General features: G+C 45.5%; 18 protein-coding genes. 5 read left to right on the forward strand and 13 right to left on the reverse strand.

The annotated features are described in order from the left end of the window. Positions 1–7 precede the first annotated feature (7 nt). Entirely contained in the window at positions 8–2611 is a 2604-nt protein-coding gene (locus DWW91_RS00805; RefSeq protein WP_122326660.1) for a sensor histidine kinase, read from the reverse strand. Positions 2612–2756: 145 nt separating this feature from the next. After that, positions 2757–3173, reverse strand: a complete 417-nt coding sequence (locus DWW91_RS00810) for a hypothetical protein (protein WP_122326661.1) — start codon at positions 3171–3173, stop codon at positions 2757–2759. A gap of 151 nt (positions 3174–3324) precedes the next feature. Here DWW91_RS00810 and DWW91_RS00815 point away from each other — a divergent pair, with 151 nt between their 5' ends. After that, the gene (locus DWW91_RS00815; RefSeq protein ID WP_009860520.1) at positions 3325–3951 is read left to right on the forward strand and encodes a porin family protein; all 627 of its coding nucleotides are present in this window, start codon (positions 3325–3327) and stop codon (positions 3949–3951) included. A gap of 39 nt (positions 3952–3990) precedes the next feature. Here DWW91_RS00815 and ybeY read toward each other — a convergent pair whose 3' ends face one another. Further along, complete coding sequence (ybeY, locus tag DWW91_RS00820; protein WP_122326662.1) at positions 3991–4425, reverse strand: rRNA maturation RNase YbeY; 435 nt, start codon at positions 4423–4425, stop codon at positions 3991–3993. A 144-nt stretch (positions 4426–4569) separates the two neighbouring features. Further along, positions 4570–5802 (reverse strand): nucleoside recognition domain-containing protein, encoded by a 1233-nt coding sequence (locus DWW91_RS00825; protein WP_122326663.1) that lies wholly within the window; start codon positions 5800–5802, stop codon positions 4570–4572. A 92-nt stretch (positions 5803–5894) separates the two neighbouring features. Here DWW91_RS00825 and DWW91_RS00830 point away from each other — a divergent pair, with 92 nt between their 5' ends. The 4 genes from DWW91_RS00830 to DWW91_RS00845 are packed head-to-tail and all read left to right on the forward strand — an operon-like array spanning position 5895 to position 9345. After that, entirely contained in the window at positions 5895–6857 is a 963-nt protein-coding gene (locus tag DWW91_RS00830) for a 2-hydroxyacid dehydrogenase family protein (protein WP_122326664.1), read from the forward strand. Continuing rightward, positions 6854–7555 carry a DNA alkylation repair protein gene (locus DWW91_RS00835; protein ID WP_009860529.1) on the forward strand — a complete coding sequence of 234 codons (702 nt, stop codon included), beginning with the start codon at positions 6854–6856 and terminating at the stop codon, positions 7553–7555. Before DWW91_RS00830 ends, DWW91_RS00835 begins: the two co-directional genes overlap by 4 nt. 1 nt (position 7556) lies before the next feature. Further along, a complete protein-coding gene (locus DWW91_RS00840; RefSeq protein WP_122326665.1) occupies positions 7557–8582 on the forward strand; it encodes a virulence RhuM family protein in 1026 nt (341 codons plus the stop codon). Beyond that, complete coding sequence (locus DWW91_RS00845) at positions 8575–9345, forward strand: TIGR02757 family protein (protein WP_122326666.1); 771 nt, start codon at positions 8575–8577, stop codon at positions 9343–9345. Before DWW91_RS00840 ends, DWW91_RS00845 begins: the two co-directional genes overlap by 8 nt. Positions 9346–9696: 351 nt before the next feature. On the opposite strand, the gene DWW91_RS00850 is transcribed toward DWW91_RS00845, so the two are convergent. From DWW91_RS00850 to DWW91_RS00890, 9 genes are all read right to left on the reverse strand, one after another. Further along, positions 9697–10926, reverse strand: coding sequence for a cyclically-permuted mutarotase family protein (locus tag DWW91_RS00850; RefSeq protein ID WP_122326667.1), 1230 nt, complete (start codon positions 10924–10926; stop codon positions 9697–9699). 4 nt (positions 10927–10930) lie between these two features. Further along, a complete protein-coding gene (locus DWW91_RS00855) occupies positions 10931–13039 on the reverse strand; it encodes a GDSL-type esterase/lipase family protein (RefSeq protein WP_122326668.1) in 2109 nt (702 codons plus the stop codon). Positions 13040–13054: 15 nt separating this feature from the next. Next, positions 13055–15064, reverse strand: a complete 2010-nt coding sequence (locus DWW91_RS00860; RefSeq protein WP_122326669.1) for a family 20 glycosylhydrolase — start codon at positions 15062–15064, stop codon at positions 13055–13057. A gap of 5 nt (positions 15065–15069) precedes the next feature. After that, complete coding sequence (locus tag DWW91_RS00865) at positions 15070–16692, reverse strand: sialidase family protein (protein ID WP_122326670.1); 1623 nt, start codon at positions 16690–16692, stop codon at positions 15070–15072. Between the two features lie 63 nt (positions 16693–16755). Continuing rightward, positions 16756–18000, reverse strand: a complete 1245-nt coding sequence (locus DWW91_RS00870) for an MFS transporter (protein WP_046145818.1) — start codon at positions 17998–18000, stop codon at positions 16756–16758. 5 nt (positions 18001–18005) lie between these two features. Beyond that, the gene (locus DWW91_RS00875; RefSeq protein WP_122326671.1) at positions 18006–19208 is read right to left on the reverse strand and encodes an AGE family epimerase/isomerase; all 1203 of its coding nucleotides are present in this window, start codon (positions 19206–19208) and stop codon (positions 18006–18008) included. A 5-nt stretch (positions 19209–19213) separates the two neighbouring features. Further along, positions 19214–20131, reverse strand: coding sequence for a dihydrodipicolinate synthase family protein (locus DWW91_RS00880; RefSeq protein ID WP_122326672.1), 918 nt, complete (start codon positions 20129–20131; stop codon positions 19214–19216). A gap of 182 nt (positions 20132–20313) precedes the next feature. Further along, entirely contained in the window at positions 20314–21930 is a 1617-nt protein-coding gene (locus DWW91_RS00885) for a RagB/SusD family nutrient uptake outer membrane protein (RefSeq protein ID WP_010801241.1), read from the reverse strand. A gap of 34 nt (positions 21931–21964) precedes the next feature. Then, positions 21965–25273: a TonB-dependent receptor gene (locus DWW91_RS00890; protein ID WP_010801242.1), complete on the reverse strand. Its 3309-nt coding sequence runs from the start codon at positions 25271–25273 to the stop codon at positions 21965–21967. Positions 25274–25530: the final 257 nt, after the last annotated feature.

A 25530-nucleotide genomic window follows, 5' to 3' on the forward strand; every position in this document is an offset into this window, starting at 1 on the left:
TTTGTTTTTATAGAGGAATGGATAATTGGACGTGGCAACCGGAAACAGTCTCTTTCTCTTGCCTGTTTTCGATCGTAATACCGATTTCCGTATTGTACAAAGTCTTTAATATTTCGAACTCATTGGTGACGGCACGGATACCGAAGCCTCCATTTGCCTCTGTTTTCAATCCGGGACCATCGTCAGTGATATCGATTATCAACAACTGATCCTGCAAAGATAATCGAATTATGATTTCTCCCGTACCGCGCGGAGCGATTCCGTGCTTAACAGCGTTTTCAACGAAAGGTTGTATCAGCATTCCCGGTATTTCGATTGCATCCGGCTCGATATTCTGATCGACTGTCAACGAGTAAGAGAAAGGATAACGAAGTTGTTCGAGTTTCAGATATAGTTCCAGTTGCTCGATCTCATCCGAGAGAGGAACCAGTTTCTTTTCGGATGTAGCCAGAACTTTGCGCAGTAAACGTGAGAAATCGATCAGGTATTTGTTCGCCTCCTGATTGGCCGAGCGATTGATCAGATTCTGTATCGAACTTAGCGCATTAAAGATGAAATGCGGGTTCATCTGGGAACGAATGGCACGGAGTTCGAGTTCGCGGATATGACGGCGGTTACGTTCCTGCTTCTGTTTGTTTTTGTTTCGGAAATAGTATATGATACCGATGATTGCTGCGATTAGGAGCGCACCTAAAATGCCCTCTTTGAATCCTTTCATAAAATCGTTGAAAGATTTGTCTTCTCTGTTCAGATCTTTTTGAACTAATCCAAGAATAGGCTCTGTTTCCAACCCTCCAAATCTCCGATAGAGAATAGTCCCGTCTTCACGCATCAGGATAGTTATGGCACCAAAACGCGATTTAAACATCAAATCTTGTGACTGTTTTTCGGGTATAGCTTTGAATGGCTTTACCACTTCAGCATTGCGGGGCTCAAAGTCTGAATAAAGTTCGAATTGTACAGTGGAGGCCAATCCTTTCTCTTGAAGGAGTTTTTTCAAGTCGAGTGCCCCTTGAAGATAGGGTGCAGGGAGACCATGATAGCCGGATAAATATAACAGGATATATTTCCGATCGCTTCCTTTCACCAAATGTAGGCTGTCGGTTATGATCAGACCGGTTTCCTTGATATTCTTACCATATTCGAAAGGTAATAGTTTATTGTATACTCTTTGTATTTCGTTTGTCAGGCTGGTATCTGGACAGGAAGCGATAAAATCGTTATAATCATCTTCTATTTCATGTAGTGTCTTACTATACATCAAACTTGTCAGGTTCGCTCCGTTTAAAAAGTATTTAGGATAGCCAGAGAAGATTTGTTTATTTAGCAGATAGTCTTCTTGTGGAGTTATTTTTTGTTTGTTCAGACACAGATTGTCCGATTTGAGCTCCTGCTTTTTATAGGTAGCATACATATGCAGGAAAAAACCGTAATGTGCTGAATAAGGATTCTTCAAGTGGTAGGCATTATCAATAAGCGGATTGACTGATGCGAAAGGAGGAGCTTGCCAATCGAGTAAACTGCTATCATACCAGGCTTCTTTGTCGCTCTTAAACATGTAGCACCGTAGGATAAATCCTCCTTTGAAATACTGTTCCGATAATTCAAATACTCTCTTCCAATAAGGATCCATTTTCTTAAAATCTTTTTCTAAGGTAGTTTGAAAAAGAGAATCACGGTGCAGGAAGGATTTTTTTAACTCGTCAGGAGAAATGTTGCCGTATTCAGAATTGTAATAAGAAAATCGTTGAGTGTTGTATTGTAGGTTATTCTGTTCACTACCTCGTCCCTCGTAACGATAGGTATGTGCATTCGTAAATGCCTCTTTGTCTTGAATAATGGAATCTCCCGGAGTAAGCAGAAGTTTTATTCGTTCTCCTACTTTATATTCTGTCGGGTAAGCGATAAATATTTTCTTGTGAATAGTCGAATCTTTAGATGTATCGAGACCATAATTACTACAGGTAAATTCTGTATTCGGAGGAAGAGCAAATGAGGCATCCACAACCCGTGTATCCGGTGCGAATAAGATAGTTCCATCTGTTTTCCATTTGGTCAGGATATCGTAGGTTATCGGAGTCAGTAACTGTTCCAGGTTAACCGAGTCGCGGATAGTAATTGCCATATAATCGGATAATCTTTCCGATCTTACTCCGAAAGGAACATACGTTTTCGAATAGGAATAGGATGAGTTCTCTTTATCGAATACGAGTGGTTTCCGGCTTTTCCGGTCGTACGTGACATGTAAAATCTGTTTGTCTGACGTATTATTTTCGAAAGCAAAATCCTGCTGATAACGGCTGTCGAAATAATAAAAGCCGGGTTTCTCTTTGGCGTTATGGCAATCGTACAGGTTATCCAGCGTATAGTCGATAGAAATGGACTTGTCTGTTTTTTCTGCCACTGTAGCTAGTATGGTGATCCGGCGTATATTCTCCGCCCTCCAAGGGATTTCTTCTTTAATACCCGGAGCGATATAGGGATAGTAATGGACAGTTTCGAGGGTTATCCAATCTCCCTTTTTCAGTGAGTCGGGATTGTAAGGGACGAATGTGTCCGCCCAGCCGTTCCATGTCAGGCACAGGAATAAAAATAAGAGTCTCGCTTTCATAACTGTAAATTTAAATGAAAAATCTGATTACAGTTCAAAAGTATAGGCGAAAGACTCTTATCTGTTTGAACAATGAGTAAATGGCAAGTTCTGATGAGTATCAGGATTTATTTTAAACTTTTGTTTGTAGAGGATATTTTTGCTGTTAATCGGTATACAGTTTGTATGCTCCTTGGAAACTCATTTTGATAGCCAAGGCGAATGATATTCCACCGACGATTGTTCCGAAGGCAAGTAATGAAAGGGCATTAGGTTCGGTTCCTAGTGGAAATTCATCATACTCGGAGAGGGCTGCTGCTATAAAAAATGAAGAAAAGAAACACAAAACAACTCCCAGTACAAGGCTTATCCATGCAGTTTTTTGAATCAATTGTTTGATAAGTATGTTTATTAAAATGACCGCTATTGAAAGAAGAATGAAAGGAATTGTCCATTTCCCTTTGCTTCCTATTTCGAAGATTGCGTCGAAAATAGTCGGTACAGCCAAAATCAACAGGAACCAAATCTCAGATATATTATTGATAGCTTTTTGGATTCCGAGTTTTAAAGAGGTTGTGTTCATGATAATATGTTTTTGAGTGACTACTAATTAATAAACGAAGTATTTACCAGTTTTATTGCTTCAATGACTTTATACATTAAAAATTAAGTACTCATGCAACATATTAGTAATATCCGGCATCTATATATTTAACAATGTTATTAGATATGTTATGAAAAAGTTAGTACTCCTTTTGTTTGTTGCCCTTATCTCTATTCAGATATCTGCACAAGAGTTTCATTTTATTCCCCGTATCGGGTTTAATCTGGCTAATACCTACCCGGAAAGTTTTGCGGATATGCGGCCTGGTGTAAATGTCGGAGTTGCCGGAGAAATCCGTTTTTCCAAATTGTTTGCACTGGAACCGGGAGTTTATTATTCCATGCAGGGATACCGCTATAAATATAAAGGTGAAACATCCAAATTGGACATTGATTATTTAAATATTCCTATTTATGCAAAGTTCTATTTGTATAAAGGTTTCCATATGTTTGGTGGTCCGCAATTAGGTATTAATGTCCGGGCAAAAGGAACCAACTTCAAATATTCGTTGGGTTACCCTCCTTTTGAAACAAAAACCGTTTCGAGGAATATAAAGGATGATATGAGTCCGTGTGATCTTTCTTTTTCCATGGGTGCCGGTTACACGTTTGATATGGGATTAATCGTTTCCGTCAATTATAATTTAGGTTGTACTTATATCTTTAAGGAGTCGGAATATACTTTGGGTGGCAGTAATCTTTTCAGGGGAAAAGATCATAATGGCGTTATCCAGTTTAATGTCGGATGGCGTTTCTGATTTTGGTTTATTAGAAACAACAGATGAAAAATGCCGGAATTAACTCTCCCGGCACTCTTCCGGCAAAATAGCCAGTGCTTTATTTTCGTTCTCTTCCATGATCTCCCTCTCCCCTGGCCCTTTGTCGTTGATGCCGCACAGATGAAGGATTCCGTGGATGATGGTACGATGCAGTTCTTCGTTGTATGGAGTTTCGAACTTTTCCGCATTTGTTTTTACCGTGTCCAGACTGATGAAAAGGTCGCCTGATATCTTGTTTCCGCTGGTATAATCGAATGTGATGATATCCGTATAATAATCATGTTGCAGATACTGGCGGTTTACTTCCAGGATCTTTTCGTCGGAACAGAAGATGTAACTGATATCCCCTGTCTTTTTACCGTATGTTTCGGCAACTTTCCTGATCCAGTTGCTGACAGCCTCTTTCTTGATGGCCGGAAGTTCGATGTCTTCTGCGTAAAATGATATTGTCATAATGCTATTATTATTATTATTATTATTTGTCTTTCTGAATGATATGTTAAAAAATATTACCCGGTATAGTATTTTCAAATATCTGCCATATTAATCCGATTTACCCGGTATAGTAGTGACATTTTGATAATCGGAAATTTGTTGTCAGGCAAAGAATATATATGTCAAAGTTATTGCGGCAATAGCCCCTACCAGGTCTGCCATCAATGAACATTGTATGGTGTAACGGGTATTGCGGATGCCAACGCTTCCGTAATAAAGTGCGACTACGTAAAAAGTCGTATCCGTCGAGCCTTGTACGATGGAAGCCAGCCGTCCGACAAACGAATCGGCACCATAGGTATTCATCGCATCCAGCATCATTCCGCGTGCACCGCTTCCGCTAAGCGGCTTCATCAGGATGGTCGGCAGGCCACCGACAAAATCAGTATTGATCCCTAATGCACCGACACCCACACGGATTCCTTCAATGATAAAATCCATCGCTCCTGAGGCACGGAATACCCCTATCCCGACCAATATGGCGACCAGATACGGTATAATCGTTATTGCCGTTTTAAAGCCTTCTTTGGCTCCTTCTATAAATGTGTCATATACATTGATTTTTTTTCGTATGCCGCTGACAATGAATCCGCAGATTATAGTAAACAATAATGTGTTTGCAAACAAGGTGGAATAAAGCGAAACCTGTTCCTGTTCCAATGAGTTGAACAACCAGACCAGTCCGCCTATAAAGGCAGCCAGGCCTCCGAAGAACAGTACCAGATTTCTTTGGAGTATATTGATGCGTTGTTTGATGCAGACGGCTAGTATGGCAACCAATGTGGATGAGAATGTCGCCAGCATAATCGGCAGGAAAACGTCCGATGGATTGGCTGCCCCCATCTGTGCCCGGTACATCATGATAGTGATTGGGATAAGGGTTAACCCCGAAGCATTGATGCAAAGGAACATAATCATCGGGTTGCTGGCAGAATCCTTTTCAGTATTCAGTTCTTGTAGTTGCTGCATTGCTTTCAGACCCATCGGTGTCGCAGCGTTGTCCAGCCCCAGCAGGTTGGCGGAGATATTCATAAAGATAGAACCCGTTACCGGATGCTCTTTCGGTATGCCCGGGAAGAGCTTGCTGAAAACCGGTGCCCCCAACCGGGCAAACGACTGGATGACTCCCCCCCTTTCGCCAATCTTCATAATACCCAGCCAGAGCGACAAGATACCGGTCAGTCCGAGCGATATCTCGAATCCGGTCTTGGCAGACACAAAAGAGGAATTGATAATCTCTGTGAAGACAACCGTATCTCCGGCAAAGATAAGTTTGCCCAGCGCGACGACGAAAGCGATTAGAAAGAAAGCGATCCAGATGTAGTTCAGAATCATATGTTAGTTGTTATTGATATTATACCTGCAAAAATAGGAATTAATTAACAATAGATTTGTATTTTTGCCTGAATAATAAAACGTAAAGACTTATGGCAAAGATATTAGTAACCTACGACATGTTCCGCGAAGGGTTCACCGAGCTGGAAAGCAATTATGACGTGACTTTTCCCGAAGGAAGAGATTTCACCTATGAAGAAGTGTTGGAAATGATTCCGGAATACGATGTTCTATGTTCCATGTTCGACTTTCCGGTGAATAAGGAACTGGTCGACCATGCCCCGAATCTGAAGTTGGTAGCCAACTACGCGGTGGGTTATAATAATATAGATGTGGCGTATTGCCTGGAAAAAGGTATCACCGTAGCCAATACTCCCGACCCCGTCACCTCCCCTACCGCCAACCTGGCTTTGGGACTGATGATCGATACCGCCCGCCGTATCACCGAATGCGACCGCAAACTGCGTACGCTCGGCAAAGAGATGAAGGTGGGTGTACTCGAAAATCTCGGCGTGAATATTACCGGACAGACACTCGGTATCATCGGCATGGGACGTATCGGAAAAGCGTTGGCCAAACGTGCGAATGCCTGCGGTATGGAAGTGGTTTACCATAACCGTCGCCCACTTTACGTGGAGGAAGAGACGAAACTGAATGTGATGTACGTCTCTAAGGAAGAGCTGTTGGCGAAGTCCGATTTTGTCTCCCTGAATGCTCCTTATACTCCCGATACCTACCATATCATCGGCGAAGCGGAACTGAAGCAGATGAAACCGTCGGCTATCCTGATTAATACCGCCCGTGGCCCGCTGGTGGACGAACATGCGCTGGTAAAGGCCTTGCAGGACGGAACGATTCATGGCGCCGGACTGGATGTATTTGAATTTGGCGACTATCCGCTGCCCGAATTGCTGGAAATGGAAAATGTGGTACTGACGCCTCATATCGGCACGCAGACGATGGATGTACGTATCGTTATGGCACGTACCGTTTGCAACAACGTAATCGGATTCTTGGAAGGCGACCGTCCTGTGTCACGCGTCATGCGTCCATGACGGCAGCTTTTGTGTTGAGCGAACTTCTCTCGGTGGCAAATCCGGAGAAGGCCGCTTTCCTGCAACGTTTTTTCAAGACGGGGCCTGGTGAGTATGCCGAAGGTGATGTGTTCCTCGGGCTGGTCGTTCCCCTCACCCGCAGCATTGCAAAAGCGAATAAGCAGACGCCTTTATCCGAGTTGCAGTTATTGATTGAAAGCGAATACCATGAAGCTCGCCTTTGTGCCCTGCTGATTGCGGTCGAGCAGTTCAAGAAGGCCTCTGAGGCCGACCGTAAGAAATTGTATGATTTCTATCTGGATAATGCCCGGCGCATCAATAACTGGGACCTGGTAGACGTTACCTGTCCGCATCTGGTAGGTCTTTACCTGCTGGATAAAGACCGCACCCGATTATATGAACTGGCGGATAGCGACTGTTTGTGGGAGCAGCGGATTGCTATGGTTTCTACCGTCACTTTCATCCGTAACCGCGAATATACCGATACATTGGCATTGGCAGAAAAGCTGATGACGCATACACATGACCTGATGCATAAAGCGGTGGGCTGGATGCTCCGCGAAGTCGGCAAAAAAGACCGGGAAACATTAACCGACTTTCTCGAAAAACACGCTACACGCCTCCCCCGCACAGCTCTCCGTTATGCCATCGAACATTATCCGGAGGAACAACGGCAGTATTTCCTGAAGAAGAAGTAACATGGATGAGAAAAATAATAACAACGAGATATTAATATACCAATCACAGGATGGAACTATTAAAGTGGATGTTCTGTTTGAGGGGGAAACTGTGTGGCTGTCACAATCGCAGTTGAGTACTTTATTCGGAAAGTCTAAATCGACCATAAGTGAACATATTAAACATATCTTTGAAGAAGGAGAATTGGATTCTTCGGCAGTTGTTCGGAATTTCCGAACAACTGCCGAAGACGGAAAAGAATATAATACCAATTACTATAATCTGGATGTCATCATATCCGTCGGCTATCGGGTAAAATCACAGCAAGGTACCCAATTCCGGATTTGGGCAACTCAACGGCTTCGTGATTATATCACTAAAGGTTTCGCATTGAATGACGAACGTTTCAAAACAGGCTCTTCCATGAATTATTTTAAGGAATTGCTGGAACGTATCAGGGAAATCCGGATTTCGGAACGAGTCTTTTACCAGCAAATCAAAGATATTTATGCCACAAGTATCGATTACGACCCGTCTGATGAGATGACGCTTTCTTTTTATAAGGAAGTACAGAATAAGCTACTTTGGGCTGTCTGTGGTAAAACTGCCGCAGAATTGGTTTATTACCGGGCCAATGCGTCGTTACCTATGATGGGATTGACTTCTACGACCTATCCCGATAAAGTACTTAAAGCGGATATAGCTATTGGTAAAAACTATCTGAATGAAGAAGAAGTAAAGATGTTGAAACTAATAGTCGAACAGTTTTTAGCCTTCGCAGAAGCACAGGCAATGGCTCATAAGCCTTTGTATATGAAAGATTGGATAGAAAAGTTGAAACTGGTTCTGACTATGAATGAAAAAAGTATTCTGGAAGATGCGGGACGTATTTCCCATCAGTTGGCTGTACAAAAAGCCGGACAGGAATATACGCAATATAAAGAGGTGCAGCGTGCATCCGAACGTCTGAATAGTATTAAGGAATTGGATGAAGATATAAAGCGATTGAAAAGGAAAGATACTGATACAGGTAAAAAGAATGAATGAAGAAATAAAAGAAAAACTCCGCCGGTGGGCGAATGAATATAATGTTAGCGGTTTTATCAAGGACGACCCTGTCCAGTTTCCCCATCGGTACACGGAGAAAAGGGATATTGAGGTGTCCGCTTTTATTACCTCCTGGATTTCTTACGGACGCAGGGAACTAATCCTCCGAAAAGCGAACGAACTGCATGATGCAATGGGCCCTAGTCCTTACCGTTGGATTAGGAATGAAGGATATAAGAACTTGGCGGGAAATTCGGTAGAACTCGGTAAGAGAGATACTTTTTACCGTTTCTACACCTACTCCCATCTACGTCAGTTGTGCGACCGGCTGAAAAGTATTTATGAAGAATATGACTCGCTGGAAGATGCTTTGTCTGCCAGTCCTTATCCGAATCCGGTGACAAAGATACAGGATATTTTCTCAGGAATCGAAGGGATTCCCGTACTGACGGGGACGTCTGCCTGTAAACGTCTTGCCATGTTCCTCCGGTGGATGGTCCGGAAAGACGGTATTGTCGACTTCGGCATCTGGGAAACAGCCATCAAACCGCATGAGTTAATCATTCCTTTAGATACCCACGTCCATCAGATTTCGTTGGAACTGGGATTGACCGAGCAAAAGAATGCTACCCTCAAAACCGCTGTCGAGATTACCGAAGCCTTAAAGCAGGTATTCCCGGATGACCCGTGTCTAGGGGATTTCGCCTTGTTCGGGTATGATATAAACCGGAGGCAAACTATATCCAACCCTGGCATCTTTTAGCGTCAACTAAGGGAGAAACTAATCCTCGGGTCATGACTTTGTATTATTACCCTGTACACCCTGGCTTATTAAGGTGTACACCTTGCGTAACTATCCTGTACACCCTGGTCGATTATCCTGTACAGGGTAGTTTTAGTGGGTAAGGACTTTCGGGCTAGTTCCTTATTACTTTGAAGTTAGTTGTATACTATATTCGGGTTAGTTCTTACCCGGAGCATCTGTGTTGGTGGCTGATGACAGATAAGGTTGCAGATGAAAAGAATGTATCTGCAACCTTATATTTGTTGATTGATAGTAGTTTATGGGAAGAGGTGACAGATGGCAGATTGTTTCCAGAAACTTTATGTAGAACTATTTAATCTCTGCGCAATTCACCTGCGGTGTCCGGATACCCGGCTTCAGTTCACCGTTGACGATGATCAGGCTGTCACCTTTCAATACGGCTCCTGCCCCGGCACGGGCTAACTGTTCGTAATCTCCCAGCTCGGTCCATTCTTTGGTAAAGGTGTTGTATTGTAAGAGGAATGTATTGAATTTGTACCATTCCACCGGATAATGCATGTACTCTTTTCCCTCTTTTATCAGCCTTTCGAGTCCTTCGAACTCTAATCTTTCTTCGGCCCGCTCCATATAGATGGAACGGTTGAGGGCTGTTAAGAAACGGCCGTAGTTGACGCCGCCCATAAGTAGGATTGAACTGTCGCCGTAAGCAATTGCGCAACCTCCGGTGAAGGTACGCCAGACTTGGCCTTTGACTGAAGGCAATTTAGTCTCCGTAGTCCAACTTTTTGTAGCCGGATGGTATGAGAGCATATCTGAAGAGACAATTGCATCCACATCCTTTCCATACGCATCCTTGGAAACAGGCTGAAAGCCGCTCGACAGGTAAATACGTACTCCGTCGGCCGACTGTTGGGCGGCTAAGACCGGTTGAAGGCGCGTCTGACCGGGGAAGTCCGGCAGTTTTTCCCAGTTTCCATCGAGGTTTTTGTTCAGTTTCATTGAATAGAAGCTATGGCCGGGTTTCCCGTTCTCATTTCCTCCGGCTACATAGATCGTGTGGTCGATATAGGCCGCAGAAAGATTATCCATCGATACGGGAAGTGTATCCAATTTGCAAATATGTGCCTTTTCATCGGACCTGGACATGGACAGCAGATAGACATCGGCTAAAAAATCGGTGCTGTTGTTTCCCCCTATGCAGACGATACCTTCCGGCGTCGTGACGGAGGCTCCGTAGGCAACTGGAAGAGGCAGGTTGCCGGCTTTCTGCCATTGGGCGTTTTTGTCTGAAAGGTCGAGGGCGAATATATCGCTGTAATATCGTTTGGCTCCTCCCTCGGTGACCGGTTTGTCGGGGAAATTACAACCGCCGGCAACCAGCAGTATTCCGTTACTGATGCCGACAAAAGGGGCTGAAACCCCTAATGAGGCGGTGTCTGCCATGCCCGGCAAATCGGGTAGTTTATTCCAGGTACAGGTAATCATATGATTCGGTTTAGATGTTGGTGGCTGACTGCATCCGGCTAACATGACTGCCAGCAGGAGAAGACATCCGGTTAATATGGATTTGTTGTACATGATACTATTGTTTCTTTGTTCTGAATGTTGAAGCCGGGAGTTCATCGCTGTTGACCAGGTTGGCACGGGTGAATGGTTGCCAGCCGTAGCGGACCAGCTTCGGATTCGTAACCTTCTCACTGCGGATTTTCACCTTTCCATCTATTATTTCGGCCTGGGCGGGGAAGAATAGCCCGTCGTGTTCCGCTATTTCGAATGTGCGTATCGGTTGCCCATCGGAGGTGTGCAGGCCGTCGGCGTAATCGAAGGTGATGTAGGCGGCGTTGTCCCTGAATTCGACTGAACGGAATAAAGGACCTGACGGAGTGAGTGCATGTCCGTATGTCTTGTTGAGTGCCCAACGGGCCAGGCGTTCCCCTATTTCGCGTTTGTATACCGGATGCACATTCAACGAATCTCCCCGGTCGCTGCTGACGGCCATGCCGCTGTTCGGAATCGTTTCCATCAGTTCACGTTGGCTGTTGCGGAACCAGGTCCAGCTCGGACGGTCGATACTCGATAGCTGAACGTAATAGAACGGAAACTCTTCTCCCCAGTTTTTGCGCCAGCTTTCCACCAGCAACGGGAACAAACGTTCGTGTGTTTCGATATTCTGGGCATTCGATTCGCCCTGGTACCAGATGACTCCTTTGATTGGATATTGTTGCAATGGCTGGATTCCCGTTTCGTACAGATAGCAAGGCTCATACGGATGGCGTTGCAGTTTGTCGGATGATTTCTTCGTGTTGAGAACCGCACGACCGCGTACCCAGTCCTGGATAAAGTCGTTCTGTGTCCAGTTGTACAGTATATCGGTAAATTCGAATTCCAGTGTTTTCCGGTCTATCCAGGCTTCGGTACTCGACCCCCCTATGGCATTCAGGACGAGTCCGACCGGAACTTGCAGGCTGTCCGACAACATCCGTCCGAAGGCAAAGGCTACGGCCGAGAACTTATCGGCTGTCTGTTCGTTGCACGGCGTCCACCGGGTGTCGTGGTAATATTGCAGGCGGTTGAGCGAATCCATGGCAGAAATGTCCCATTCCACCGCATTCGTATACCAGCGGGGCTGCATATTGAAGAGACGTATCTGTGGTTGGCTGTCCGCATATTCGAGTAGTTCCTTCCGCTGGCTGTCTGCCAGTTCGTCTACCCGGAAAGCCATGTTGGACTGCCCGGAACAGAGCCATACTTCGCCGACCAGTACCTCTTTATAGGTCAGTTTCTGTGAAGCCGGTACTTTCTTTTTGCTTTTCTTTTCAGTGGCGGGCGAGGCTTCGATGGTCAGTTCATAAGGACCTCCTGCCTGTAACGGGGCGAGCGTGACAGACCATTTGCCGTTGGAGGCGGTTACAGACTCTTTCTTTTGTCCGGCAATCTGCACGGTTACTTTCTCACCGGCATTGGCAGTCCCGGAGATGAGTAAGGGTTTTTCCCGCTGTAAGACCATATTGTCGGAGAACGTAGCAGGCATACGGAGACCTTCGTAGTTGCCGGTCAGTTCCCCGTAAACCGTTTTAGCGAGGATACCGGCTCCTTCCGTGTTCGGATGAAGGGCATCGGGTAACAGGTCAGGGCGGTTGTAGAGTCCTTCCTGCAAATCGATCAGTCCGGTGTTGGCCAGTCGGGCTATTTCTTCGATTGTCTCCTGCTCCATCCAGTACCAGTCGCGGGTACCCGATTTGAAACGCGGATGCCGGTGTGAGATGGGTGTCATCCGGCAAATCCATATCCGGCAATCCGGATTAGCTTCGCGGAACGACGCTATCAGAGAAAGATAGTCTTTCACGAAATGATCCCGGTAGTTAGGCCAGTTGCGCGGGTCGGTATCGTTCAGTCCGAGATGGATGACTACCCTGTCGCCGGCAAAGTCGAGTGCCGCTTTGTATTCTTCCTGCTTGCAGTAAGGGCGATGTCCTTTGTTGAGCAGCGTGGCACCGCTTTTACCGAAATTCACCACTTCGTAGCCGTCTCCCAGCATGCGTTGCAGTTGAGCCGGATAAGAATTGACCTCCCGGTTCTCTATGCCTGCACCGTATGTCACACTATTACCTACACAAGCTACCTTAATCTTATTTTGACCGTAGGCGGTTGTGCAAAGTAACAGGCATAATAGTAAAAGAGTTTTTTTCATTGTATGATAGTCTGTTTATTTCTTTTTATCCGGTGAATAGACCAGGCCGTCTACCGCCTTTTCACCGTCCGGGGTGACAAAGACGAATGTGAACATCCATTTGTTCAGCCTGACTTCGGGAAGCGTGAACTTTCCGACGGGAAGTTTCAGGAAAACCTTGTTCCATCCCTTTTGCAGATGTACCCTGAGCGGTTCCCTGGCAACACAGTTCTCATTCCCCAGCGCGATTTCATTCGATTTCACGGTATGGGTCGCAGTCCATTCCGGCGGAAGCAGTTCCCGGTCGTTCAGCCATACGCGGCTGCCTTTGTAGTCCCACTTGCCCTGTGGTGGCGCCAGGTCCATTTCCGAACGGCCGTAGTTTTGGAATTCTATCCAGGCACCAGCTTCCTGGTCTTTGGGCGAATATACCCAGGTCCAGGCATAAGCGGTATGGTTTTCTTTCGGGTCTTTGTAAAAGCCGGGAACGAGTGTGCCCCATACGTGGCGCAGATAGATTCCGGCACCGATGGTTTCGTTTGTTTCGTAGGTTTTCCCGTCGTAGGTATAGCTGTTTTGCAAGGCTGTTTCGGGCGGGAACACGCTATTCAGGTCACCGTTGTTGGGGAATGCGTCGGTGATGCGCCATTTCACGTTTGTCTGTTTTACGTATGAAAACGGATATCCTTTGAAATGATGCTCTTTATGCCAGAGCATTCGTTGTTCGAATTCGGCAAAGGAAGTGTATGCGCGGCTGTCTTCGGAAGACAGGTTGGTCCCTTCTTTATCGAAGTATTCGTAGCCTCCTCCCCGCCAGGCACGGTCGGCTATGGCGAGCATGTTGGGATACAGGTGGTTTTCCCGTATCATGTTTTCTTCCGGTTGTACCAGGCGGTCGTTCCAGACGGCCAGAATGACACCTGCCATATCATCGCTACCTTCGGTATGCCCGTAGACGGTACTGTTGTATAAAGCACGGATGTCGGCAAAGGTATCGAAATGGTTCAGATAATGGAAACGGGAGTCGATGGCCGGTATTCCCGGTTGGGCTTTTCCCCGATAGCTCCACAGGTGTGTCATATCTATTTCACCCGGTTGGTAATGCCAGCCAGGGTTCCAGGAGATTGCTTTTTTGCCTTTCGACCGGACGAATGCGACCATCTCCGGTACAAACCGGGGATTGGTGAACTCCACTTCGTCGGTCCCGATATGCAGATAAGGCGTATCGAATGTTTCGCAGACTTCTTCTATGAGCAGTTTCAGTATTTTCATTCCTTCCGGACTTTGCATGTCGTGGCGGAAGGTCCGTTCGAAAGCGGCACTGTGCCCGGGCATGTCGAGTTCGGGTATCAGCATCACATGGTGTTGTTTGCAGAAAGCAACGAGTTCTTTGGCCTCTTCCAGGGTATAATATTTGCCCGGCATGCGGGTTGTATTGATGCTGTCGTTTATCATCGGAAAGACTTTGCTTTCCAGGCGCCAGGACTGGTTCTCGGTGAGATGCCAGTGGAAAACATTGATTTTGTAACGGGATAAAATGGCTATTTCCCGTTTCAGTTCTTCCAGGGAGATATAACTGCGGCCTACGTCCTGCATGAATCCGCGGATACGGAAGGCAGGCCAGTCTGTAATCCGGCATCCCGTGATATAGGCTCTGTCCCCTTTCTTTTCCGTTAGTTGGCGAAGGGTTTGAATAGCCCAGTATATTCCCTGTTCCGTGGTGGCTTCGATGGTGATACCCTGGGAGGATACTTGTAGTTTATAGGCTTCGTTTGCGTTCAGCTTTGCCTCCGGCAGTTCTTTTACAAGTTTTATTTGTAATTTGTGTTTGCTGGCGGGGTTGATGCCGATGTTATTCTCCTGCAACCAGGCCGTAACCATCTGCTCCGTATTTCCTTCTGTCTGGAGGGCGATTTCTTTTCCGGAAAACGTTTGCTTGTTCCAGTCTACCTGTTGCGGCCAGGGAAGTAAGTTCGGGATACCGGTAGCATAGGCCACCGGTATCCATACACATAATATGAATGTTATGAACAGCTTTTGTTTCATCGTATTTATTTAATCAGGTCTGTTAGTTTGACAGCCTGGAAGGTCATGTGTGCCACACTTGATTCGTAGAAGATACCGACTGTTTCCTTGTCGATCATGGACAGGCAGGAATATCCCCATCCTTCGTTTTCGTCCAGTAATACCTGATGTTCTGCCGGCCAGGTCAGGCCACCGTCGAGACTGGCTTTAATCGTGATATGGTTGCGTCCTTTCGTGGTGTTCGGATTGGAGAACAATAACAGTTTCTTTCCGGTGATGTTGTCTTTCGCATCCACTTTGATGAGGCTTGCCATACAAACCGGTTCCTGCAAGGCACTGCGGCTTGAGGGATGTTCGGTCCAGGTCTTGCCCAGGTCTTTGGTAACGGCTACGGCACGGCTACCGCCACGGTTATCGCGCATGTTGAGCATGAGCACGCCGGGTTCAACTTCTGCTACCTGTGCTTCGGTGGTATTGGTGCGTGCCAGGTTATGCAGATGCCAGGTTTTGCCACGGTCTTTGCTGTACATCACGCCTGCATTCGGTACACGCGTCGCGTCGATGAACTGGATGGGGAAAACCAGCGTGCCGTCCTGCATGGTGATGCCGCGTCCCGGACCCTGCAACAGGAAATACCAGGAAGGGTCTTTCACCTGCGAAGTGATGTTGATAGGTTCGCTCCAGGTCTTTCCGTCGTCTTCGCTCTTGACAAGCATCAATTGGGCCGTTTCATCGGGAGTCATGTCCGGCATGGAGTTCCACCAGGCGCGTCCGTTACCCATTCCGTGAGTCCAGGCGGCAACAATCCAGATGGTGTTTGTCTTTTCGTCTACCAGGATGGACGGGTCACCTACTCCGTTTTGTGCATGAGGCAGACCGCCGGTTTCACCGAAGGTCATGGCTACGCGCATCGGCTCCCAGGTTTGTCCCTTGTCCGTACTGCGGCTCACGCCTATGTCGACCATTTCCTGTAAGTCGACACTGCTGTTGTAACGGATATCGTAAACGCCGAGAAGCGTGCCGTTGTTGGTCGTAACCAGTCCCGGGATACGGAAGGCTGCCGAGCCGTCATCGCCTGCCTGGCGTACGCCGACGCCTACGCGACGGGGTGTTTCTGCTTTCCCTTTCCATTCGATGGCTGCGGGTTTGTTATTGATGGTGGCCTCCGGCATCGTGAAGGATACTCTCGACAATAAAGAGGTCTCCGGTTTCATTTCGATGCTTACCCAGAAGTAGTTGGGACCTTTAATCATTGGTTGTTTGGAAGACAGCCTGATTGTCTTTGCCGGGGCGGTAACTTCATCTTGTTTGACAGAATAAGAAGGGTTCGCTACCCGTGTCTTGCCCGGTGTGTAACTGGTAACGTATGTCACCGGGTTGAAGTGCGTGCCTTCCCTGGATGGCGCTTCCGTGCCGCTATAGTATAACCGTACGGCTTTTATGTCAGACAGGTTCGTCTCTTCTCCGAATTGGAGTGTGAAATTATTTAATACATCTCCCTTCTGAGCGGGAATACGCATTTCCAACAGTACATTGTCCGTACGGTCTATCAGAATAGGAATCTGCTGTTCCCTTACGTACAAGCTGTCTGCTGCAAAGGCGGTTTGTGCGATGAATAGAAGACAGAGATAAAAGATGCTTTTTTTCATGGTGATTGTTCTATATGTGTTGTTTGTTAAATACTGAGTCAAATATAATCATATTATTTTCAACTAATCCGTCATATTTGCCACTTTCGGTCGAAGGAAGCAAATCTGAATGAGTAAAGCGATTGCGACGAGTCCTGCCAACATGGCAAAGTCGTGCCCCAGGTTGCCGGCATCTGTCGATCTGCCCAGCAGGTCTGTAATGGCTGCCCCGGCAAATACACCGGTCATATTCATGATACCGTAAGCCGTAGCCCGGTAACGTGGTGAGATGAACTGGCAGAGTATCGGCATATTATTGGCATCAAAGATACCGAAACCGATACCGAAACACAAGCCTCCGCCGACAATCATCAGGAAGTTATGTCCGAAACCGAGCAATAAGAGCGATGGAATGGTCAATGCCAGTCCGATAGCTCCGGTATAAACACGGCCGCGTACGTTGGTCTGTATCCATTTATCGGATAAGATACCGCCTGCAATGACTCCGATAAACGAAGATAAAGCGATTGTAATCGTTGATAACGGACCTGCTTCCGACATGTCGATTGACAGATTTTCGGAGAATAATGTCGGTAACCAGTTCTTGGTAGCCCAGCCCGGTAGACTCGGGGTTGCAAAATAAAGCAGGATAATCCAGAAAGAGATGTTCGTAAACAACATACCCATCCCTTTGAGAGCCCCTTTCACCGGATTCTCGACGGCAGCGCCCGCCTCTTTGATTTTATGAACGATATGGTCTTTTTTATCTTTCAGGAACAGAATAAGAATCACGCTGTATGCAATACCGACAATCCCGAACCAGTGGAAAGTCGTTTCCCAGGTAAAGGCGCTTGCCACTGTCGCACCGAAACCGCCTAAAGCCTGTCCGGTGTAAAGGCCGGTCATGTGGATGCCTACTGCCAGCGAACGGGTTTTCCCCTGGTGGTAATCGGTTATCAGCGACAATCCTGCCGGGATATACAAGGCTTCGCTTACCCCCATGAGGGCGCGCAGGAAATAAATCTGGTTGAAAGTCGTGCAATAACCCATCATCAGCGTGACGAACGACCAGACGAACAGGCTGCCGACGATCAACCATTTGCGGTTTACCCTGTCGGCTATCATTCCCGCTACAGGGCTCATGAATCCGTATATCCACAGGAACACGGCCATCAGGCGGCCGAAGTTGGCTGCCGATTCCAGTTCGGTGATGTCTATCATCATCGCGTCTTTCATGGTGGAGAGCATTTGCCGGTCCATATAGTTCAGTAAGGCTACGCCCCACAACAGGCCGACAACTACCCAGGGATAGATTTTCTTATTGCTCATATCGTTTATTTTGAAAGCATTTCTTTACAAAGCTGGTTACATTTCAGAAGCATCCGGGGGATGTGGAACGGGCCTTTATACATATTACCTTTGGCCGGCTGTGACAATGTCCCGTCATAATGGAAATAGCCGTACCATTCCCCATATTCCCTGTCCGGGAAACGGGCGTATGTGTATTCATTAATCATCCGGTGCATTTCAAGGTATTTCTTGTCGCCGGTAGCTTCATAGGCATAAAGTGTGGCGATGATGGCTTCGCATTGCGGCCACCAGAATTTCATATCGTGCCAGTATTCTTGCTGCGGAAGGTTCTTGCAGTCTTTGAAATAAGTGATTCCACCGTATGTTTTGTCCCAGCCCCATTCCCAGGCCCAGTTGAGGATAGTCAGTCCCATTTCTTTCAATTCCGGGTCCCAGTTGCGGTACTTGGCTTCTTCCAGGATAAACCAGGCTGTCTCGATGGAATGGCCCGGATTGATGGTTCGTCCGGGGATGGAGTCGATGAATTCGCCATTCGGTCCGACTGTTTCGAGGATTGTTTTGAATTCCGGCTTCATGAAGTCGCGGCGGAGTTCGCTGATGGACTCGTCTATCTGTTTTGTCAGTATTTCATCGTCGATAGCTTCGCGGATGCGGGCGGCCGTATCAATCAGTATCATGCATAAGGAATGCCCTTTGGCGACGAAGCCTTCGCGGAATTTAGGTTCAAGCAATCCCGGTGTATTTTTATAATGAAGGACTTGTTTGAAGAGGTTGACTGCTTTCTCCGCATAGCTTTTGTCTCCCGATGCGATGGAATATTGCGCCATGGCGATAGCGGCAAAAGTTTCGGAAAAGACATATCTTCTTTTGCGGACCGGAACGCCGGTTGCCGTCACCTCATAAAACATGCGGCCATCCGTGTCGAAGCAATATTTCTCGATGAAATCAATGCCATTCTTACAAGCCTGCAACCATTCTTGACGTTTCTCTATATGATTGTAGGCATAGGCCAGGATGAAAGCGAAACGTCCCTGAAACCATACCGATTTGTTCGAATCCATCAGGGAACCGTCCCGGTTGAGGCAGGTGAAATAACCGCCGTTCTCTTTGTCGATGCCGTATTTCAGCCAGAAAGGCATGACATCGTTCACGAGGTCGTTTTTGTATGTTTCTTCCCAGTAACCCAGATATTCTGCCGGTTGGGATATGTTTGTTTTTGCTTCCATAGTCGTTAGAATTTGTTACATCTTTCAAAGAAATTGATAGCTTCGAGTTCAGCTTTCATAGCCGCTTCTTCGGCATCGGTCATATTCTGGAACGGTGTACGGTTTTTGCCCAGGTCCAGACCAATCAGTTTCATGATACGCTTGCCTCCTACGATGTTTCCGCGGTAATGACAGATTACGTTAATCACATCCTGTGAGAAGTTTTGTTTTTCGCGGGCTGTTTCCAGGTCTCCGGCTTCCCAGGCTGTGATGATACCGACCAGTTCCTTGCCGTTATAGTTGGTTGTTCCGCCGATGCCGCCTTGTGCGCCACCCATAGCCAGGCAGGGCAGAATAGTTTCGTCCTGTCCGTGAAGCATGTCGAATTTGCCGTCTTTATATAACCTGCACTGGTTATATTCGTAAAGGCTTTCATAGGTATATTTGATTCCTGCGAAATTAGGGATGCGTCCGTCTACAGCTTTTAAGAAATCTACCATTGAAAGGAATGCGCCGTTGAATGCCGGAATATGATAATAATAGAAAGGCAGTTCCGGTGCCCCGCAAGCAATTTCTTCGCAATATTTCATCAGTTCTTCCACACGGTTTACTTTAGGGAACGGAGAAGCCATGGCGCCTATCCCCCATGCTCCGATCTTTTGTGCGTGGGCAGCCAGGTTGCGGCTGGTCTTTACACAAGTACTACCTACATGTACGATTACTTTGAACCCTTCCGGCACAACTTCCATCCATCTTTCGGCCAGTTTAATACGCTCTTCTTCCGTCAGCATATAGCCTTCGCCCGATGAGCCGTTGATGAAAACACCTTTCAAACCGTTGTTGGCTAAAAGTTTGGCATAGGCTTCAATGGGTTCGTAATTCACTTCTCCATTTTCATAAAACGGAGTAAAAGGGGCATCAATCAGACCTTTAATCTTTTCCATGGTACGCAGTATTTAATAGTTGTTATGTGTGTTATTTTAAATATGAGGCAAATATAATAAAATAATTTAATAATTGCTGTAGCGATATGAAATAATTTGTGCTAGATGGTGTATAAAGTTACCTGTAAACCGGCTGTCGATAAAAACAGGTCGGTTTACAGGTAACAGTTAGATGAAATAGATTATTCGTAACCTGGTGTTTGAACCAGCTTGGGGTCTTTGTTCAACATTTCTGTTTCAATGGGCCAAAGCACTTTATATGACTCTGCTTCGCTTAGGATAGGCTCGGTTGTTCCGATGCTCCCTTCTTTACAGAATACTAAATGTTTGCCTCCTTTGGTGAGGGTCATACGCCGTACATCCCACCAACGCTGTCCTTCTCCAACGAATTCTTTATCTTTTTCGTTGAGGATTGCCAGTTCGTTCGTTGTGAAATCCGCATTTACATAACCGTACTTGCTAATATCCCAATTATTACCATACGCGCGTTCGCGAATCATGTTGATATATTTAGCCACATCGCCATTCTGCATATTCTCAATTTCGGCAAGCATCAGGTAGACGAGAGGTAAACGGTAAATAACAGCATCCGCATCCCATACGTACTGGTTAGTGCTTACATTGAAATGTCCCATTATTTTCCTTAAAAAAGTACCGGCCAGTTCTCCGTTCGGATGTTCGTCGGAAACCTGATAATAAGCTGCCAGAAATGTAGCATCGCGACGACTGTCTGCTTTATCATATTTCAGGAACATCTCTTTTTTAAACTCATGTCGTTGTTGCGCGGTGGTCCCAACCTGAAGAGTATCGCCCATCAGAACACCATCTTCGCTATTATAACCGATTGTTTTGAATTGTCCGGTTTGGTAATTGTACATGAAACTGGTATAGCTGTTAGCCGCTTCACCTTCAGTGTATCGTACAGCCATAATGATTTCGGAATTACCTTTATTTGTGGAGGAAAATACATTGGTAAAATCCTCTTGCAACGACAAACCGTAATTGTTGACAACATTCAATAAATGATTTTTGGCTATTGCCAGATCTGCTTCATTGGCCTGATTGTCATCGGTCGACACTTTTGCGTTCCAGAGATATACTTCTCCCATCAGGCATTCGGTAGCAGCCTTTGACCAATAGGCTTTCTTGTTGCTTCTGTTGGATGGGTCGAAGGAATTGTTGTCTCCGAAATATTTCAATGATTCTTCGAGGTCTGATTTGATTTGTGCCATCATGGCGGAACCACTTGCACGGCCTTCGTATAAATCTTCCGGATTGAAATTTCCGTTTACGACTTTGTTCGGGTCCAGTTGCAACGGGGCTGTTCCGTAAGTCCTGTATAAATCGAAGTAGTGGAAAGCCCGTAAGCCGTAGGCCTGGCCCAGGTAATAAGCCTTGTCGGCATCCGACATATAAGTGGCTTCTTTCGTATTTTGAAGGAAAATATTGATATTAGCTATGAGACCATATAATTCTCCCCATTTGCTTACGCCTGAAGTAACGGCTGAAAGTTTCTGTAGTTTCAGTCCTTGGTCGGATACACTGGTGCCATCTATGGCTAATGTTTCCACATTGGAACCACCGCGGACTTCACCGAAAATAAACTGGTGCTGGTATGTTTTGTCACGCAGGTTTTTATGGAGTCCGTCCATATATCCTATGATATGCTCCGGCTTTGTCCAGTAATTCGAACTACCGTAATAGTCGATAGGCGACAAGTCAAGTGCATCACAAGCGCTACACAGATAAACTGTTGTCGCCAGAACACCGAATCGTATTGTTGATTTTAAGATATTCATATTGTGTATACTTTAAATTATTATTACTATTGAATTAGAAAGTAACGTTTATCCCAAATAAAACTGAGCGGGGCAGGGCATAACCGGATCCAGCCTGGCCGTTGGCTGCCACTTCAGGTGTTGCCACATTCTTGGCTCCGGTCAGATATCCGAGATTTTGTCCTGTGATAGAGACAGACGCTTGTTGCATTTTAGCCATATCCGTCCATGTTTTAGGCAGCGAATAACTTAACGACAATTCACGTATGGCAAGATAATTCCCTTTATAGGCGAAAAGGGTGGACGCTGTGTTATAATTGCCTTTCCCTAACTGGTCTGCCCAAAGGAAACGCGGATATTTTGCATTGGGATTGTCTTCCGACCATGTGTCGTAGTATAATTCGGCCGGTACATTGTAGGAACCTTGCATACAGCCCATATACCAGGGTGTTTTACTTTGGGCAGAGTTCTCATAAATCCAGAAGTCGAGGGCAAAGTCAAAGCGGGCATACAGTTGTAATCCTTTCCAGCGCAAGGTTGTATTGAAGCCGCCTGTCCAATGCGGATCCGTATTTCCGACTTTTACTCTATCGTACTGGTCGATTACACCATCGCCGTTTACATCTTTCCATTTAACATCACCCGGTTGGATCGGTAGGTTGCTGGTACCGTTTTGTTCGCTTGCGCTAAGGTTATCCCATACTCCTGTTCCATAGAGAGTCTTGTCTCCCAGGTGTTTGTCAATCAGGTTGGTTGGAATTTCGTCTTTCGATTTGTAAATACCTTCGGCTTTATACATATACAGAACATTAGGTTCATATCCTTCCTGATAGCCACCGACCCAGATTTTTTCATATGAACCGTCTGGCAGTTTATTGCCGGAATAGATTTCGAATGCATCTTGTCTGTTTCTTTCCAGATTATTATAAGGCAACGATACGATTTTATTCTTGTTGAATGAAATATTACCGCTGGCAGTCCATGACCAGTCTTTGTTCTCGAATATTTTTCCGGATAATTCAATTTCAAGACCTTGATTACGTAACTCCCCGTTGTTGTTGGTTACAGAGGAGAAGCCGGTTGAAGTCGGAAAGCTCAGATTGGCATATTTATCGGAAGTCAGGCGGTTGTAATAAGTAAAATTGGTTGTCAGCCTGTTTTCAAAAAAGCTCATATCGAGACCTGCTTCAAATGTCGCTGTCTTTTCCCAGCGTAATCCGGCATTAGGCAGACTTCCTATGAGGTAACCGATGTTGCCATTGTATGTCTGCGTGTTGTAAGAGCCTTGCAGCGTATACTCTCCGATACCAGAGGCATTTCCGTTGATACCATAACTCATGCGTAATTTACCAAAGGAAAGGACTGGCAAATTGTCTTTTACAAAATCTTCGCGTCCAAATATCCAACCGGCCGAAACGCCTGGGAAGAATCCCCAGCGGTTGTCTCCCAGTAAAGAAGAATAACCGTCACGGCGGAAAACAGCTGAAAGTAAATATTTATTCTTAAAATCATAATTTAAACGTCCGAAGAAAGAAAGTATTCTCAGTTGTTTATGTTCTGAATCTATTGTACGTTTGTTTTCGCCTTTATCTGTAAGTCCTAAATCTCCAAAGTCATCTGTCGGTGCACCCTGACCTTCCGCTTTATAATACCGGTAGTATTTATCGTAATATTCGGTACCCAACATTAAATCAACGTTATGATCACGCGCAAAAGTTCGTGTGAAATTTAGGACGGCATTGTAAGTTTGTCTGAAATCACGGCTGTAATCAGCTTTGCTGCTGCGTGTACGGTCGAATACCCCAGGAGTTTTCTCGTAATCTTTTGTAAAAGATTCTGTTAATTGCTCGGCGTAATACCAATTGGCAGATGCGTTAAGTGTTAATCCTTTCATTAGGTCAACCTGAAATGCCTGTACCATCGTGAACTTGTCGGACTGGTTAAAATTCTCCCATTTTTCCGGTTGATAGGACTGGTTTCCGTCAGCGGTTCCCGGTCCTAATTGCATGTTGCCTTCTTCATCTTCGAAGATAACCGTAGGAGGTAAAGACATGATACGACCGAAATAGTTTGCTTCCGACCCGTTTGATCCCGGCATGTTTTTCCAGTTTGCACGGTTGTAATTCAGAGAGGATTTGGAGGTCAGCCAATCTGCAATTTTGTAACTTGCATTAGTTACAAATGAATACCGTTCGTAGTAAGTATTAATAGGGACGGCTTCCTGATGATTGTATCCCAGACCTGCATAATAAGTTGCACGATCATTTCCTCCGGACATATTTATGTTATAATCTTGAGTGAGAGACGGGTTGTTCAGGTTATAACTGGCAAGGTCCGTGTCTTTGTAAATAATTTCTTTTCCGGTGATCGGGTCTGTCATTTTTTGCCATCCTTTTTCCAGAAGGTTAGCGTTCTCGTTACTTAAAAACATAGGACTGTACACTGATTTTCCATATACGTTACCGGTACCATAAGGTTGTGCCCCTTCCAATGAACCGCCTGAATAAGGACCGTAGCCTTTTACAGTTCCATTTTTGTCGGTAAAGAGATTACCCGCATTATAGACGGCTTGGCGTAAAGCCGAGATATATTCGCCTCCATTTAAAAACTCATAAGGCATATAAGCATAGTTTAAACCGACTTTAGCCTTAAAGTTTATTTCCCGGTGTCCGGCCTTTCCTTTTTTAGTTGTGACGAGAATTACACCGTTACTGGCACGTGCTCCGTAAATGGCAGTTGCTCCCGCATCTTTCATAACCTCCATTGATTCTATGTCTTCCGGGTTTATGTCATTTAAGCCGTCACGCAATTGTCCGTCGACTATAACCAGAGGTGATCCTGTTCCATCGAGGTTAGTACCACCACGGAGGACGATTGTCGGAGCGGCTCCCGGACTTCCCGATGATTGGATTACTTTCAATCCGGAGACAGCTCCGGAGAGTGCTTGCGCCGGATTGGAGAACAAACCTACATTTAATGTTTCTTGTTTGACTTTTGCTATGGAATTAGTCGTTTTGGAGCGTAGCTGAGTTCCGGAATAACCGGTAACAACGACTTCATCCAATGTTTGACTATCTTCATTAAGAATGATTTTTAATACTTGTTTATCTGTCGCTGTAATTTCAACCGTTTTGTATCCGATGAAGGAAACTACGAGTTTAGATCCTTTTTTCGCTTGTAGAGTGAAATTACCATCCATATCCGTTACGGTTCCGTTTTGTGTTCCTTTTTCAACTACGGAAGCACCTGGCACGGTCATATTTAGGTTATCAAAGACAACCCCTTTAACACTTATACTCTCTTGAGCCCATGTAATAACCGGTAAAAGAGAGAATAGTATTAGAATAAAAAGATTCTTCTTCATAATGATGTTATTTTTGTTTGAATCGTATAAAGGAGTAATACAATAATCCTTTTGTTTTAAAATAAATCGATTAATACGGCAGTTTTTTAGCCGTGGGAACATTTGCATTCAATGTACGTTTAGTAGCATTCGGGTAGATTCATCTCATTTTCATAAGCATTGATTTTTAGGTGATACATATTTTTATTTTAATTCGATAGAGAATCTGAAATGTTTTCCGACTTTTGGATATAATTGAATGGGAAAGAGTAGGATAA

The organism is Parabacteroides sp. AF17-3 (genome assembly GCF_003635445.1).
GTDB lineage: Bacteria > Bacteroidota > Bacteroidia > Bacteroidales > Tannerellaceae > Parabacteroides > Parabacteroides goldsteinii.

Coding starts and splice junctions, on each gene's coding strand:
- DWW91_RS00805 (WP_122326660.1), bottom strand. CDS start 2,611: ATGAAAGCGAGACTCTTATTTTTATTCCTGTGCCTGACATGGAACGGC.
- DWW91_RS00810 (WP_122326661.1), bottom strand. CDS start 3,173: ATGAACACAACCTCTTTAAAACTCGGAATCCAAAAAGCTATCAATAAT.
- DWW91_RS00815 (WP_009860520.1), top strand. CDS start 3,325: ATGAAAAAGTTAGTACTCCTTTTGTTTGTTGCCCTTATCTCTATTCAG.
- ybeY (WP_122326662.1), bottom strand. CDS start 4,425: ATGACAATATCATTTTACGCAGAAGACATCGAACTTCCGGCCATCAAG.
- DWW91_RS00825 (WP_122326663.1), bottom strand. CDS start 5,802: ATGATTCTGAACTACATCTGGATCGCTTTCTTTCTAATCGCTTTCGTC.
- DWW91_RS00830 (WP_122326664.1), top strand. CDS start 5,895: ATGGCAAAGATATTAGTAACCTACGACATGTTCCGCGAAGGGTTCACC.
- DWW91_RS00835 (WP_009860529.1), top strand. CDS start 6,854: ATGACGGCAGCTTTTGTGTTGAGCGAACTTCTCTCGGTGGCAAATCCG.
- DWW91_RS00840 (WP_122326665.1), top strand. CDS start 7,557: ATGGATGAGAAAAATAATAACAACGAGATATTAATATACCAATCACAG.
- DWW91_RS00845 (WP_122326666.1), top strand. CDS start 8,575: ATGAATGAAGAAATAAAAGAAAAACTCCGCCGGTGGGCGAATGAATAT.
- DWW91_RS00850 (WP_122326667.1), bottom strand. CDS start 10,926: ATGTACAACAAATCCATATTAACCGGATGTCTTCTCCTGCTGGCAGTC.
- DWW91_RS00855 (WP_122326668.1), bottom strand. CDS start 13,039: ATGAAAAAAACTCTTTTACTATTATGCCTGTTACTTTGCACAACCGCC.
- DWW91_RS00860 (WP_122326669.1), bottom strand. CDS start 15,064: ATGAAACAAAAGCTGTTCATAACATTCATATTATGTGTATGGATACCG.
- DWW91_RS00865 (WP_122326670.1), bottom strand. CDS start 16,692: ATGAAAAAAAGCATCTTTTATCTCTGTCTTCTATTCATCGCACAAACC.
- DWW91_RS00870 (WP_046145818.1), bottom strand. CDS start 18,000: ATGAGCAATAAGAAAATCTATCCCTGGGTAGTTGTCGGCCTGTTGTGG.
- DWW91_RS00875 (WP_122326671.1), bottom strand. CDS start 19,208: ATGGAAGCAAAAACAAACATATCCCAACCGGCAGAATATCTGGGTTAC.
- DWW91_RS00880 (WP_122326672.1), bottom strand. CDS start 20,131: ATGGAAAAGATTAAAGGTCTGATTGATGCCCCTTTTACTCCGTTTTAT.
- DWW91_RS00885 (WP_010801241.1), bottom strand. CDS start 21,930: ATGAATATCTTAAAATCAACAATACGATTCGGTGTTCTGGCGACAACA.
- DWW91_RS00890 (WP_010801242.1), bottom strand. CDS start 25,273: ATGAAGAAGAATCTTTTTATTCTAATACTATTCTCTCTTTTACCGGTT.